The 12,995-nt window shown below is 73.9% G+C and carries 13 protein-coding genes and 1 pseudogene; all 14 read left to right on the forward strand.

All coding sequences use genetic code 11. The features are described from left to right. Positions 1–16 precede the first annotated feature (16 nt). The 14 genes and pseudogenes from Sco07f_RS00140 (at position 17) to Sco07f_RS00200 (ending at position 12,496) form a co-directional block, all read left to right on the forward strand. On the forward strand, positions 17–271 hold the full coding sequence (locus Sco07f_RS00140) for a phosphopantetheine-binding protein (protein WP_007388624.1): 255 nt from the start codon (positions 17–19) through the stop codon (positions 269–271). 14 nt (positions 272–285) lie between these two features. Continuing rightward, positions 286–756: pseudogene (locus tag Sco07f_RS40415) on the forward strand (SRPBCC family protein); the annotation flags it as partial. Between the two features lie 39 nt (positions 757–795). After that, positions 796–1,152, forward strand: a complete 357-nt coding sequence (locus tag Sco07f_RS40420; protein WP_239109562.1) for a cupin domain-containing protein — start codon at positions 796–798, stop codon at positions 1,150–1,152. Beyond that, positions 1,149–2,417 carry a beta-ketoacyl-[acyl-carrier-protein] synthase family protein gene (locus Sco07f_RS00150; RefSeq protein WP_007388626.1) on the forward strand — a complete coding sequence of 423 codons (1,269 nt, stop codon included), beginning with the start codon at positions 1,149–1,151 and terminating at the stop codon, positions 2,415–2,417. The genes Sco07f_RS40420 and Sco07f_RS00150 overlap by 4 nt, the downstream gene beginning before the upstream one ends. Beyond that, complete coding sequence (locus tag Sco07f_RS00155; RefSeq protein ID WP_108986594.1) at positions 2,414–3,664, forward strand: beta-ketoacyl synthase N-terminal-like domain-containing protein; 1,251 nt, start codon at positions 2,414–2,416, stop codon at positions 3,662–3,664. The genes Sco07f_RS00150 and Sco07f_RS00155 overlap by 4 nt, the downstream gene beginning before the upstream one ends. Continuing rightward, positions 3,661–4,956 (forward strand): MFS transporter, encoded by a 1,296-nt coding sequence (locus Sco07f_RS00160; RefSeq protein WP_108986595.1) that lies wholly within the window; start codon positions 3,661–3,663, stop codon positions 4,954–4,956. Before Sco07f_RS00155 ends, Sco07f_RS00160 begins: the two co-directional genes overlap by 4 nt. Continuing rightward, positions 4,949–5,701, forward strand: coding sequence for a PIG-L deacetylase family protein (locus Sco07f_RS00165; protein ID WP_108986596.1), 753 nt, complete (start codon positions 4,949–4,951; stop codon positions 5,699–5,701). The genes Sco07f_RS00160 and Sco07f_RS00165 overlap by 8 nt, the downstream gene beginning before the upstream one ends. 71 nt (positions 5,702–5,772) lie before the next feature. Further along, positions 5,773–6,981: a glycosyltransferase gene (locus Sco07f_RS00170; RefSeq protein ID WP_108986597.1), complete on the forward strand. Its 1,209-nt coding sequence runs from the start codon at positions 5,773–5,775 to the stop codon at positions 6,979–6,981. Continuing rightward, on the forward strand, positions 6,978–7,553 hold the full coding sequence (locus Sco07f_RS00175; RefSeq protein ID WP_218030727.1) for a flavin reductase family protein: 576 nt from the start codon (positions 6,978–6,980) through the stop codon (positions 7,551–7,553). Before Sco07f_RS00170 ends, Sco07f_RS00175 begins: the two co-directional genes overlap by 4 nt. 11 nt (positions 7,554–7,564) lie before the next feature. Beyond that, the gene (locus tag Sco07f_RS00180; RefSeq protein WP_042822343.1) at positions 7,565–7,906 is read left to right on the forward strand and encodes a PadR family transcriptional regulator; all 342 of its coding nucleotides are present in this window, start codon (positions 7,565–7,567) and stop codon (positions 7,904–7,906) included. After that, a complete protein-coding gene (locus Sco07f_RS00185) occupies positions 7,888–8,604 on the forward strand; it encodes a permease prefix domain 1-containing protein (RefSeq protein ID WP_054100772.1) in 717 nt (238 codons plus the stop codon). The genes Sco07f_RS00180 and Sco07f_RS00185 overlap by 19 nt, the downstream gene beginning before the upstream one ends. A gap of 123 nt (positions 8,605–8,727) precedes the next feature. Continuing rightward, complete coding sequence (locus Sco07f_RS00190; protein WP_108986598.1) at positions 8,728–9,705, forward strand: hypothetical protein; 978 nt, start codon at positions 8,728–8,730, stop codon at positions 9,703–9,705. Positions 9,706–9,837: 132 nt separating this feature from the next. Continuing rightward, entirely contained in the window at positions 9,838–11,199 is a 1,362-nt protein-coding gene (locus tag Sco07f_RS00195) for a nitrate/nitrite transporter (RefSeq protein WP_108986599.1), read from the forward strand. 109 nt (positions 11,200–11,308) lie between these two features. Next, positions 11,309–12,496, forward strand: a complete 1,188-nt coding sequence (locus Sco07f_RS00200) for a uroporphyrinogen-III synthase (protein WP_108986600.1) — start codon at positions 11,309–11,311, stop codon at positions 12,494–12,496. Positions 12,497–12,995 lie beyond the last annotated feature (499 nt).

Here is a 12,995-nt window from a genome sequence, read left to right on the forward strand (position 1 = left end):
CGCAAGGAGTACCGCGATGACCCATCAGCCTCTGACCGACGAGCAACTGCGCAGCGCCCTGGTGGCCACGGGGGTGAACCCGGCGATCAGCGACGCCGAACTGGCCCGCACCTTCGAGGAGCTGGGACTGGACTCGCTGGCCCGGCTGGAGATCGCCACCCGGGTCCAGGACCTGGTCGGCCTCGACGTGGAGGACCAGATCGGCCCGGACACCAGTCCCCGGGCGCTGCAGCGCGGGATAGCCCGGCGCCTCGCCGAGACCGCGGCGTGAAGGGGGAGTTGACCGTGATAGGGCACACCGAGAACGAGATCACCGTCGACGCCCCGGCGGGGTTCGTCTGGACGCACCTCAACGACGTGCGGTCCTGGCCGGACCTGTTCACCGAGTACGCGTCCGTCGACGTGCTCGCCGAGAGCACGGACTCCGTCCGCTTCCGGCTGACCATGCACCCCGACGAGCAGGGCCGGGTGTGGTCCTGGGTGTCGGAACGGCACTGGGACGAGGAACTGCGGGTGGTGCGGGCGCGCCGGGTGGAGACCGGGCCCTTCGAGTTCATGAACATCGTCTGGACCTTCCACGAGGAGGCGCCCGACCGGACGGTCATGCGCTGGACCCAGGACTTCCGGATGCGCCCCGAGGCGCCCCTGGACACCGCCGCCATGACCGACCGGATCAACGCCAACAGCGTCGTCCAGATGCAGATCATCAAGGACCGTCTGGAAGCGCGCAGGCGCACCGTCGTCGCATTCGACGACGTGCCCGCCAACACCCGTCGCGGCGGTGACCTGCGCGCCATGGTCACCCCGGTCACCTCCGGCAGCTCCTCGGGCTTCTGCGGAGCGGTGCGGCTGGCACCCGGCGAGACCGTGACCGAGCACTACCACCCGTACTCCGAGGAGTACCTGTACGTGGCCCGGGGCCGTCTGAAGGCCGAACTCGACGGAGAGGCGGTCGAGGTGGCGCAGGACCACGCCCTGCTCATCCCGCGCAACGTCCGCCACCGGCTGACCAGCACGGCCGCCGGCGAGACGCTGGCCGTCTTCCAGCTCAGCCCGCTCGCCCCGCGTCCCGAACTCGGGCACGTGGACACCGAGCCGGGACCGGGCGACGCGCCCCCGGCCGACGCCCCGGCGCAGGGGGAACGGGCATGAGGCGCACCGTCGTGACGGGCGTCGGGGTGATGGCCCCCGGCGGCACGGGCCGTGAGCAGTTCTGGGCGCGGATCGTGGACGGAAAGCCCGCGATCCGCCGCATCCAGGCCTTCGACCCGTCCCCGTACCGCTCGCAGATAGCCGCCGAGTGCGACTTCGACCCGGCCGCCCACGGACTCACCGCCCGCGAGGTCCGGCGCATGGACCGGTTCGTGCAGCTGGCCGTGGCCGCCGCCGACGAGGCGCTCGCCGACTCCGGCCTCGACCTCGCCGCCGCGGACACCGACACCGACCGGATCGGCGTCACCCTCGGCTCCGCGGTCGGCGCCACCATCCGGCTGGAGGACGAGTACGTCGTCGCCAGCAACCACGGTGCCGACTGGCACGTCGACCGGCGCCACGTGCTGCCGTTCATGTACCAGTCGCTGGTCCCCTCCAGCGCCGCCGCCGAACTGGCCGCCCGCTACCGCGTGCACGGACCGGCGGCCGTGGTCTCCACCGGCTGCACCTCCGGCATCGACTCCCTCGGACACGCCCTGACCGTCATCGAGGAGGGCTCCGCCGACGTCATGATCGCCGGGGCGTCGGACGCGCCCATCTCGCCGATCACCGTGACCTGCTTCGACGCGATCCGGGCCACCACCAACCGCAACGACGAGCCGGAGCAGGCGTCGAGGCCCTTCGACGCGGACCGCGCGGGCTTCGTGCTCGGCGAGGGCTCCGCCGTACTCCTGCTCGAGGAGTACGAGCACGCCCGGGCGCGCGGGGCGGAGATCTACTGCGAGATCACCGGGTACGCCGCACGCGCGAACGGATTCCACATGACGGGCCTGCGCCCGGACGGCTTCGAACTCAGCGAGGCGATCCTGCACGCCATGGACGGGTCCCGGCTCGTCCCCGAGGACCTCGGCTACATCAGCGCCCACGGCTCCGGCACCCGGCAGAACGACCGGCACGAGACGGCCGCGTACAAGCGCGTCCTGGGCGAGACGGCCTACCGCGTGCCGATCAGCTCCATCAAATCGGTCGTGGGGCATTCGCTGGGCGCCATCGGGTCGATCGAGATGGCGGCCTGCGCCCTGGTGATCCAGCGCGGCACGGTCCCGCCGACGGCGAACCTGACCACCCGCGACCCCGAGTGCGACCTGGACTACACGCCTCTGGAGGCCCGGGACGCGGACGTCCGCCACGCCCTGTCGGTCGGCTCCGGGTTCGGCGGCTTCCAGTCCGCGATGGTCTTCTCCGGCCTGGGGGAGGCGGCATGAGGGCGAGTCGCGCCTTCATCACCGGCCTCGGCGTCGTCGCGCCGACCGGAGTGGGCACCACCGAGCACTGGGAGAACTCCCTGCGGGGAGCGTCCGGCATCGCCGCCCTGCCCGAGCCCGGCGGGGGCGGCCACCCCGCCCCCGTGCGCACGGCCGGTCAGGTGTCCGGCTTCGACGCCGACGCGTTCGTCGACAGCCGGCTGGCGGTGCAGACCGACCGGGGCACGTGGATGGCGCTGGCCGCCGCCCGGCTGGCCCTGGACGACGCCCGGCTCACGCCGGACCAGGAGTTCCCCTTCGACCTGTCCGTGGTGACCGCCGCCGGATCGGGCGGCAACGCCTTCGGCCAGCGGGAGATCCAGGCGCTGTGGAGCCAGGGGCCGCGCAAGGTCAGCGCCTACCAGTCGATCGGCTGGTTCTACGCGGCGAGCACCGGCCAGATCTCCATCCGGCACCAGCTCAAGGGCGCCTGCGGCGTCCTGGTGTCGGACGGCGCGGGCGGCATCGACGCCCTCGCCCAGGCCCACCGACTGATCCGGCGGCGGACCGGTGCCGTCCTGGTCGGCGGCACGGAGGCCCCGCTGTCCCCGTACGCGCTGGTCTGCCAGTCCGACCAGTACGGCATCAGCCGCGACCCGGACCCGTGCACCGCCTACCGGCCCTTCGGCGGCGCGGGGTTCGTGCCCGGCGAGGGCGGGGCGATGCTGATGGTCGAGTCCGAGGAACGGGTGCGCCGCCGTGGCCTGCGGGTCTACGCCGAGATCCGGTCGACCGCAGCCACCCACGACGGCTGGGACCCGGCCGAGCCGCCCCCGGACGGCACGCAGTTCACCCGCGCGGTCCGCGAGGCCCTGCGCCGGGCCGACTGCACTCCCGACGACATCGACGTGGTCTTCGCCGACGGCGCGGGCACGGCGGTGGGGGACCGCCAGGAGGCCGACATGATCCGGGCCGTGTTCGGCGGGCGCCCCGTCCCGGTCACCGTCCCCAAGACCATGACGGGACGGCTGTGCAGCGGCGGTGCGTCACTGGACCTCGCCTGGGCCGCCCTGGCCCTCACCCACCGGGTGATCCCCCCGTCGGTGAACCTGGACCCCGCCGCGGAGTACGCCGACCTCGACCTGGTCCTCTCGCCCCGGGAGGCCCCCGAGCTGCACACCGCCCTGGTGGTGGCGCGCGGCACCGGCGGCTTCAACGCGGCTGCGGTGCTGCGCGGGCCGGCCGGGGCGGGGACGGACACCGGATGAGGGACGCGGGACTGCGGGCCCTGCGGCGGCCGAACTTCCGGTGCTGGTTCGTCCATCTGTCCCTCAGCAGCTCCGCGCTGTGGGTGCACTGGCTGGCGCAGGACTGGCTGGTACTGGAACTGACCGACGGCTCGGGCACCGCGCTCGGCGTCGTCACGGCCCTGCAGTTCGTTCCCTTCCTCGTCCTCGGCCCGCTGTGCGGCGTGGTCGCCGACCGCTACCCGAAGTGGGCCACCGTCGTGGCCACCCAACTCGCCACCGGTCTCGGCGGGCTGGTCCTCGGCCTCCTGGTGGCCGCCGGAGCCGTCGAACTCTGGCACGTCTTCGCGATCGCCTCGCTGATGGGTGCCTGCAACGCGCTGTGGCAGCCCACGGCCCAGGCGTTCGTGCCCGAGACCGTGCCGTCGCGGGACCTGGGCAGCGCGGTGGCCCTGTGCGCGGGATCGTTCAACGTCACCCGCCTGCTGGGCGCGGGGGCCGGCGGGCTGTTCATCGGGTTCTGGGGCACCGGTCCCGTACTCCTCGTCGCGGGGCTCGTGATCGCGGCCTCGGTGTGGCCGCTGCTCCGCATGGACCGGGCCGCCCTCACGCCCGGTCCGCGTGCCACGGGTGGACGCCTCGTGCGCGGCGGCCTCGCCTACGTCCGCGGGCATCGAGAGATACGGCTGGTGCTGGCCGTGGTCGGCGTCGTCGCCGCCTTCGGTCTCAACTCCCAGCTGGTCATCACCCTGATCGGCACCCAGGAGTTCGGCGGCGGACCGGGACAGCTGGGGCTGCTCGGCGCCTGCATGGCCGTCGGCTCGCTCGCCGGTGCCGCGGTCGCGGCCACCACCTCCTCCGTGACCCTGCGCAGGCTGGTGACGTGCGCCCTCCTCTTCTGCGGGGTGCAGCTGCTCGCGGCCCTGTCGCCGTCCCTGTGGGTGTTCGCCGTGCTGATGGCGGCGGTCGGCGCGACCCAGCTCGCCTTCGTCTCCACCGCCGCCACCTACGTGCAGTTCGCCACCACGCCGGTGGTGCGCGGCCGGGTCATGGCCGTCTACCTGATGGTGTTCCTCGGCAGCCGCCCCCTCGGGGCCTACCTGATGGGCTGGGCCGCCGACACCTGGAACGCGCCGGCGGCCGTCGCCGCGCAGACGGGCGCCGCCACCGTGCTGACCGTGGCCGCGGTCGCCGCCCTGCGCCAGCGCCTCGACGCCGAGGCCGGCCCCGACCCCGAACCGGCCGTTCCCCCGAAGGGGAGCCCGGAGGAAAGTCCACAGGGCAACCCAACGGAAGGAAGACCGCATGTCTGACCTCTCGTCCACGCCGGCGCCCGTCCGGGACGGTACGGCCGGTGACCACTTCTCGATGCTGCCCGGCCCCGACGTGCTCGTGATCGCCCCGCACCCGGACGACGAGACGCTGGGCTGCGGCGGCACCATCGCCCGGCTCGCCGCCGCCGGCCACCGCGTCCACGTCCTCGCGGTCACCGTCCGCGTCGGCCGCATGTGGGGCGGGCACAGCGACGGCGACGTACGGACCTCCGAGTTCAAACTGGCCTGCTCCGCGCTCGGCGTCACCTCCGCGGAACTCGCCTGGCGGGACGAGGAGGGCAGCCTCGACATCACCACCCGCCAGCGCGACCTGGTCAACCTCATCGAGCGGGACTCCGCCGTGTCCCTCGCCGCGGTGCGCCCGGCGACCGCCCTGATCCCGGCGGCCGGCGGTTTCCACCAGGACCACCAGGCCGTCCACCGGGCGGCGTTCGCGGCCTGCCGGGTGCACAGCCCCGACCTCAAGCCGACCCCCCGCGCGGTGCTCGGGTACAGCGGGGCGGAAGAGGCCTGGTCCTCCCACGCGGAGCCCTGGCGGGTGCACGTCGACATCTCGGCGCACTGGGAGGCGAAGGAGGAGGCCCTGCGCGCCTACGGCACCCAGATGCGGCCCGACGGCAATCCGCGCAGCATCGCCCAGGTCCGCCGCGTGGACGCGGCGGCGGGCGGCGCTCTCGGCATGCGGTACGCCGAGACCTTCGTCCCCTACCGGCTGTCGGTCTGAGCACGGGAAGCACCGGACACCGAAGCACCGGACAGACCGGACAGACCGGACATCAAGGAATCGGACACCAGATGAGAATCCTGTTCACCTGCGTGCCGGGCATCGCCCACCTGCACGCCATGGCCCCCCTGGCCCGGGCGGCCGAGCGGGCCGGGCACACCGTCCTCGTCGCCACCGCGCCCTCCTTCCGGGAGCACTTCACGGCTCGCCGGATCCCCGCCGTGGGGGCGGGAGCCGACTGGTCCCAGGCGGACCCCGACTCGCTGCCCGAGTTCCACCGTCACGGCGGGGACGGACAGTTGGCGGCGTTCGCCGAGGTCGCCACGCGCGGCATGGTCGACGACCTGTCGGGCGTGATCGACGAGTTCAAGCCCGACCTCGTCGTCCGCGACGCCCTGGAGTTCGGGGGCTGGGCGGCGGCGGAGCGGGCCGGGGTCCCTCTCGCCTGCTTCACCCCCGGCATGGGGGCCGAGCGCAACGTCATGCTGGCGATGGCCGGCGAGGCGGTGTCCTCGCTCGCGGAACGCTACGGCCTGGAGCCCGACCCCGAACTGCGCAGGCTCTACGGCTACCTCTACCTGCACCGCAGGCCACGCGTCCTCGACTTCCCCTTCGGAGAGCCCTATCCCCAGGAGTTCCGCTACTGCCCCCCGGAGTTCGACCGGGCGGGGCAGAGCCGGGACCCGGACCCGGACCGGGACCTGCCGGGCTGGGTCGGCGAGTTGGGCGACCGGCCGGTCGTGCACCTGTCCCTGGGCACCACCTTCGTGCGGAGCGACGCGGGCCGCCGGGTCATCCGGACCGTCGTCGAGTCCCTCGCCGGCGACGACGTCGACCTGGTGGTCGGCACGGGCCGCGGCTCGGACCCGGAGAGCTTCGGCGCCCTGCCCGCGAACACCCGGCTCGTGCCGTACATCGACCACCGGGTCTTCCTCGCGCACTGCTCGGTCTTCATCAACCAGGCCGGCTACACCTCGGTGCTCAACGGCATCGCGCACGGCCTGCCGATGCTCACCCTCCCGCTGGGCGCCGACCAGCCGGTGGTGGGCATGAACCTGGCCAACCTGGGGATGGGCCTCTGCTGCACCAACGCGTCCAAGGGCCCCTTCCCGGTGCTCGACCCCGAGCGCCTCGACCCCGCCGCCGTCCGGTCGGGCGTCCGCCGGCTGCTGGCCGAGGAGGGCTTCGGCCGCGCCGTCCGGCGGGTCCGGGACGAGTTCCGGGCGCTGCCGCGTCTGGACGGCGTCGTGCACCGGCTGACGGAGGTGGTGCGGCCGTGACGGTACCCACCGGTGCCGCGCGCACCGCCGTCGACGTGCCCGTGGACGACGCCCGCGCACTGCGCCGTGTCCTCGGCCGGTTCGCCACCGGCGTCGCCGTGGTGACCGCGATGACCCCGCACGGCCCGCGGGGCATGACGGTCAACTCCTTCGCGTCGGTCTCGCTCGACCCCCCGCTGGTGCTGTTCGCGGCGGCGCGGTCCTCCTTGCAGCACGCGGCGTTCGCCCGGCCCGGGCCGTTCGCGGTGCACGTCCTGGGCGAGGACCAGCGAGCGGTGTCCGCCCGCTTCGCCGCACCGGGCCTGGACCGCTTCGGCGGTCAGGAGTTCGTGCCCGGCGAGGACGGCACCCCGCTGCTGCCGGACGCCCTCGCGGTACTGGAGTGCCGGTCCGAGCAGGTGGTGCGCGCCGGCGACCACGACATCGTCGTGGGGCGGGTCGGGAGGGCCACCAAGGCGGTGGACGGACCGGCCGTGCGGCCCCTCCTCTACTACGGCGGCTCCTACCGGAGGGTGAGCGAGGAGTGGGACGAGTACGACGGGGACATCGACTGGTCCCCCCTGCTCCTGTAGTGTGGCTATCTATGAGGGCTGAAGTGCTGAAGGGCCACCTGGAGGGGATGATCCTGGCCGTCCTCGAGTCCGGTCCGACCTACGGGTACGCGGTCATCGAGACGCTGCGGGAGCGCAGCGACGGCGAGGTGTCGCTGCCGTCCGGCACGATCTACCCGGCCCTGCGCCGCCTGGAGAGCGCCGGCCTCGTCTCCAGCGGCTGGAGCGAGGTCGGGGGACGACGGCGCCGGACCTACGAACTGACGCCCTCCGGGGTCGAGGCGCTGAAGGAACGGCGCCAGGCCTGGCACCGTGCCGCCGAAGTGATCACCGGCGTAATGGGGGGACCGGGGACATGGACCGTCTCGACCTGACCGACGACCCCGGCCCGACCGACGGCCCCGGCCCGATCGACGACTACCTCCGGGACGTCGCGGTGCGTCTGTGCGGACCGCGAAGGTGGCGCGAGGAGATCGTCGAGGAGGTGCGGGACGGCCTGGCCGAGACGGCGGCCGCCTGCCGTGAGCAGGGCATGAACCCGACGGCGGCACAGCGGACCGCGATCGCCGAGTGGGGCAGCGCCCGGGTGGTGGCCGGGGCCTACGCCCGCGCCGCGCTGCACGCCACCGGCAAGCGGGTCGGCACGGTGGTGCTGCTCGGCGTGCCCCTCCTGGTGGCGACCTGGTGGGCGGTGCTCTCCCAGCGCGTGCGCGACCCCTTTCCGCAGCCCTCGCCGGGCGTCGAGGTCGCGGCGAACGTGCTGGGCGTCTCGGCCCTGTTGACCGTGGTGGGCGCGCTGCTGGCATGGGTGTTCTCCAAGGGCGTGCGCAGTCTGGCCCGGCACAACAGCGAGCGATGGCGCTACCGGGCGTCGGTGACGGCGGTGATCTGCATGGGCGCCGCGATGTCCGTGACCCTCACGGTGCAGATCGCCCAGGCGCTCGTGGACCCGCGCTCCGTGGCCTGGCCCTGGCTGGCCCTGCCGCTCGGCAGTTCGGCGCTCGTGGGCGCGGCGCTGCTCACGGAGGGACGGCGGTTGGTCGTCGCGCGGCGCATGTGGGCGGCGGGCTGACGGTCCGGAGCCGCACCGGGGTTCGCGCCTGCCCGGCGGTACCGCCCCGCCCCGTCCCGTGCGAGACTGCCCCGGTTGCGGAAGTGAACGGGGTGGCGTGAGCCGGTCAGGGGGAGCAGCGGGATGAGCAAGCGGCAGACGCAGAAGATGCTGGAGCTGATGGCGAGCGGGGAGCCGGTCCAGCTCACCAGCCGGATGTCCTCGGTGAAGAAGCTCGCCACGCTCGCCTTCGTCGCCCAGCAGTTCGGCTACGAGTACGCCGACGTCCGCCAGAGCGGCGGGAACAACACCGCGCTCACCATGCTGCTCGTCCCCGACCCGAGCCCGCAGGCCCGCACCCGGGCCGCGCAGAACTGGGCGCAGTACCCGAACGCTGGTGACGGCGTGTCGCTGCCGCCGCTCGTGCCGGACGCCTTCGAACTCCTCAAGGCGCGCATCAACTTCGATCGCACCGGCAAGAACGCCCAGAAGAACATGGGCTACGGCGCGCTCGGCGGCACCGTCGCGTGCGTGGTCATCGCCTTGCGCGAGGGCGGCTCGTCCGACGACTTCCTCCTCTCCGGGATCATCTGGGTGGTCCTCATGGCGGCCCTCGGCATCGGCTTCCTCGTCACCCGCAAGCGCAACGCCAAGTTCGCGGCCCGGCTGCAGGCCGCCGGGTTCGTGCCGATGGCCGACGAGACGGGACGGGTGCGCTACCTGCCGCCGGGTGGTCAACTGCCGGGGCACGGGAACCCGTTCGGCGCCGCGCCCGGCGGCTACGGACAGCCGGCCCCCGGCCAGTACGCCGCCCAGCCGCCGCAGCAGCAGCCGTACGGCGGGCCGCAGCAGGGCGGGCAGCCGTACGCGCCGCAGCAGGCCCCGCAGGCGCAGCAGCCCTACGCGCCCTCGCAGGCCCAGCAGCCCTACCCGCCGCAGCAGGCCCCGCAGCCGTACGCCCAGCCGCCGCAGCAGCAGCCGTACGCGCCCCAGCCGCCGCAGGGGCAGCCGTACGCGCCCCCGCAGCCGCAGGGGCAGCAGCCCCACCCGCAGCAGCCCTACCCGCCGCAGGGCTACCCGCAGCAGAACCCGCACTGGCAGCCCCAGCCGCCGCAGGGCTGACCGCGATCTCTCACCCCGGGGCCGTGCCGGGTGAGAGCGACGTTCCCTCCCGGTCATCCACAGCCCCACCGGCGCGAAACGCGTCCTGCCTAGCGTCGGGTCCACCGAGCTGTGGAGCACCGTGGAGGCGCGATGAAAGCCCGTGGCGGACGCTGGATCGAGCACTGGGATCCCGAGGACGAGACCTTCTGGCGGGAGACGGGGGAGCGGACCGCCCGGCGGAACCTGTTCTTTTCCGTCCTCTCCGAGCACATCGGGTTCTCCGTGTGGACGATGTGGTCCGTGCTGGTGCTCTTCATGGGCCCCGAGTACGGGCTGACACCGGCCGACAAGTTCCTGCTGACGTCCGTGGTGACGCTCGTCGGGGCCGTGGTGCGGGTGCCGTACACCTTCGCCGTCGCCGTCTTCGGCGGGCGGAACTGGACGATCGTCTCCGCCGGGCTGCTGCTCGTGCCGACCGTCGCGGCCTTCGCCGTCATGGAACCGGGGACGTCCTTCTCGACCTTCCTGCTGGCCGGACTCCTCGCCGGCATCGGCGGCGGCAACTTCGCCTCCTCCATGACCAACATCAACGCGTTCTTCCCGCTGAGGAGGAAGGGCTGGGCGCTCGGGCTCAACGCCGGGGGAGGCAACATCGGAGTACCGGTCATCCAGCTGGCGGCGCTCGCGATCATCGGGGCGGGCGGCGGGCCCCGGGTCCTGCTCGGCATCTACGTCCCGCTGGTCCTGGTGGCCGCGGTGCTCGCCGCGTGCTTCATGGACAACCTCACCTCCGTGCGGAACGACACCGGGGCCGCCAAGGACGCCGCGCGGGACGCTCACACCTGGATCATGTCGGTGCTGTACATCGGCACCTTCGGCTCGTTCATCGGCTACAGCTTCGCCTTCGGGCAGGTGTTGCAGAGCCAGTTCGGACGGAGCCCGCTCCAGGCGGCGTACCTGACCTTCATCGGGCCGCTGCTGGGCTCGCTGGTCCGTCCGCTGGGCGGCAGGCTCGCCGACCGGTACGGCGGTGCGCGGATCACCCTGTGGAACTTCGTCGCCATGGCCGCCGCCACCGCCGTACTCGTCACGGCCAGCGCGTCGGGGTCGCTCGCGCTGTTCGTGGCCGTGTTCGTGGTGCTGTTCGTGCTCAGCGGCCTTGGCAACGGGTCGGCGTTCAAGATGATCCCCGGGATCTTCCGGAACAAGGCGCTGGGCAAGGGGCTGGAGGGGGAGGCGGCGGTGGCGTACGGGCGGCGGCTCTCCGGGGCCTCCATGGGGCTGATCGGCGCGGTGGGCGCGCTCGGCGGCGTCGCCGTCAACCTCGCCTTCCGGCAGTCCTTCCTCTCCTCCGGCTCGGGCACCGGCGCGTTCGTCGCCTTCCTCGCCTTCTACGCCGTGTGCCTCGCCGTCACGTGGGCGGTGTACCTTCGCCGTCCGGTCGTACGGACGCCGGACGGCACCGCGGGCCCGGAACGGGTGAGGGCCGGGCTCAGCCGGGCCGAGGTGTGACGTAACACTGGTGACATGAGGCGGAACCGAGCCCGTCACGCGGCGTTGGCAGGCTCGGTCGCCACGTGACTGTGCACGTGGGTGTGAACGGAACGGAGCGCGGCGAGCGATGGACGACGTGGGCGACGTGGGGGACGTGGACGGCAAGGGTGAGGACGGGCGGCGGACCGGGCACGGCCCGCTGGCCGGGTTCACCGTGGGCGTGACCGCCGCCCGCCGGGCCGACGAACTGGGCGCGCTGCTCCAGCGGCGCGGAGCCGACGTGCTGCACGCGCCCGCGCTGCGGATCGTGCCGCTCGCCGACGACAGCGAGCTGATGGCCGCCACCAAGGACATCGTCGGCCGGGCACCGGACGTCGTCGTCGCCACCACCGCCATCGGGTTCCGGGGCTGGATCGAGGCCGCCGACGGCTGGGGGCTCGGCGACGCCCTGCTGGAGCGGCTGGGCACGGTGGAGCTGCTGGCGCGCGGGCCCAAGGTCAAGGGCGCGGTCCGGGCCGCGGGCCTGACGGAGCGCTGGTCACCGGCGTCGGAGTCCATGGCAGAGGTCCTCGACCGGCTCCTGGAGGAGGGTGTGTCGGGCCGCCGGATCGCCGTACAGCTGCACGGTGAGCCGCTGCCGGGGTTCGTGGAGGCGCTGCGGGAGGGCGGCGCCGAGGTGCTGGGGGTGCCCGTGTACCGGTGGCTGCCGCCGGAGGACCTGGGCCCCGTGGACCGGCTGCTGGACGCCGCGGTGTCGCGGGGCGTGGACGCCGTGACGTTCACGAGCGCGCCCGCCGCGGTGTCCCTGCTGGGCCGGGCCGGGGAGCGGGGCATGCTGCCGGAGCTGCTCGCCGCGTTCGGCCACGACGTGCTGCCCGCCTGCGTCGGACCGGTCACCGCGGTGCCGCTCCAGGCGCACGGCGTCGACACGGTCCAGCCCGAGCGCTTCCGGCTCGGCCCCCTCGTCCAGCTGCTGTGCCAGGAGCTGCCGGCCCGCGCCCGTGCGCTGCCGGTCGCCGGGCACCGGCTGGAGATCCGCGGCCACGCGGTGCTTGTCGACGCGGAGCTCCGGGCCGTGCCGCCTGCCGGCATGTCCCTGCTGCGCGCCCTCGCCCGGCGGCCGGGCTGGGTCGTCCCCCGCGCGGAACTGCTGCGCGCCCTGCCGGGCACCGGCCGCGACGAACACGCCGTCGAGACGGCCATGGCCCGCCTGCGCACCTCCCTCGGCACCCCGAAGCTGATCCAGACGGTCGTGAAACGCGGCTACCGCCTCGCCCTGGACCCGGCTACGGACGCCAAGTACACGGACGGATGACGCGGCGCGTGCCGGGGCACGCGGTGTGATTCCCGCGGCATGCGGCGCCGGGGGACGGGCGGTGGGACGGCTGGTGCCGGGCCGGTGCTGCGGAGGTCGGTCCGCCGCGCCGTGGGCGCCGGACGCCCGGGGCCGGGCCGCAAGCGCGCGGCTCACGGCACCGTGCGGCGTTGCCGCGGTGCCGGCCCCGGGCGGTTCCCCGCTCGCGGCACCTTCTCCGCCCGCCGCGCGGCTCCGCACGCCGCGGCTCCGTACGCCGGGCCGCACGGAGCCGGTCGCTCACCGGCCGGCGTCCGGAGCCCCGGGCGAGCCGGTGAGTGGTCGTCCCGGGCGGCGCCCACGGCCAGCGAAGCTGCCCCCGGACCGGGACTGCGGGGCTGCGGGAGTGCCGGACTGCGAGAGTGCCGGAGTGCCGGAGTGCGGGGGTGCCGGAGTGCGGGGCTGTGGGGCTGCCGGTCTGCCGGGTCTCTCGCCCAGCGACGCTGCCCTCGGCCTCCGG

It is taken from the genome of Streptomyces coelicoflavus (genome assembly GCF_003112555.1).
Classification (GTDB): domain Bacteria; phylum Actinomycetota; class Actinomycetes; order Streptomycetales; family Streptomycetaceae; genus Streptomyces; species Streptomyces coelicoflavus.

Bases quoted from the DNA above. Each gene is read 5' to 3' on its own strand.
- Sco07f_RS00170 (WP_108986597.1), top strand. From the start codon at position 5,773: ATGAGAATCCTGTTCACCTGCGTGCCGGGCATCGCCCACCTGCACGCC.
- Sco07f_RS00185 (WP_054100772.1), top strand. From the start codon at position 7,888: ATGGACCGTCTCGACCTGACCGACGACCCCGGCCCGACCGACGGCCCC.
- Sco07f_RS00190 (WP_108986598.1), top strand. From the start codon at position 8,728: ATGAGCAAGCGGCAGACGCAGAAGATGCTGGAGCTGATGGCGAGCGGG.
- Sco07f_RS00160 (WP_108986595.1), top strand. From the start codon at position 3,661: ATGAGGGACGCGGGACTGCGGGCCCTGCGGCGGCCGAACTTCCGGTGC.
- Sco07f_RS00165 (WP_108986596.1), top strand. From the start codon at position 4,949: ATGTCTGACCTCTCGTCCACGCCGGCGCCCGTCCGGGACGGTACGGCC.
- Sco07f_RS00155 (WP_108986594.1), top strand. From the start codon at position 2,414: ATGAGGGCGAGTCGCGCCTTCATCACCGGCCTCGGCGTCGTCGCGCCG.
- Sco07f_RS00150 (WP_007388626.1), top strand. From the start codon at position 1,149: ATGAGGCGCACCGTCGTGACGGGCGTCGGGGTGATGGCCCCCGGCGGC.
- Sco07f_RS40420 (WP_239109562.1), top strand. From the start codon at position 796: ATGGTCACCCCGGTCACCTCCGGCAGCTCCTCGGGCTTCTGCGGAGCG.
- Sco07f_RS00140 (WP_007388624.1), top strand. From the start codon at position 17: ATGACCCATCAGCCTCTGACCGACGAGCAACTGCGCAGCGCCCTGGTG.
- Sco07f_RS00180 (WP_042822343.1), top strand. From the start codon at position 7,565: ATGAGGGCTGAAGTGCTGAAGGGCCACCTGGAGGGGATGATCCTGGCC.
- Sco07f_RS00195 (WP_108986599.1), top strand. From the start codon at position 9,838: ATGAAAGCCCGTGGCGGACGCTGGATCGAGCACTGGGATCCCGAGGAC.
- Sco07f_RS00200 (WP_108986600.1), top strand. From the start codon at position 11,309: ATGGACGACGTGGGCGACGTGGGGGACGTGGACGGCAAGGGTGAGGAC.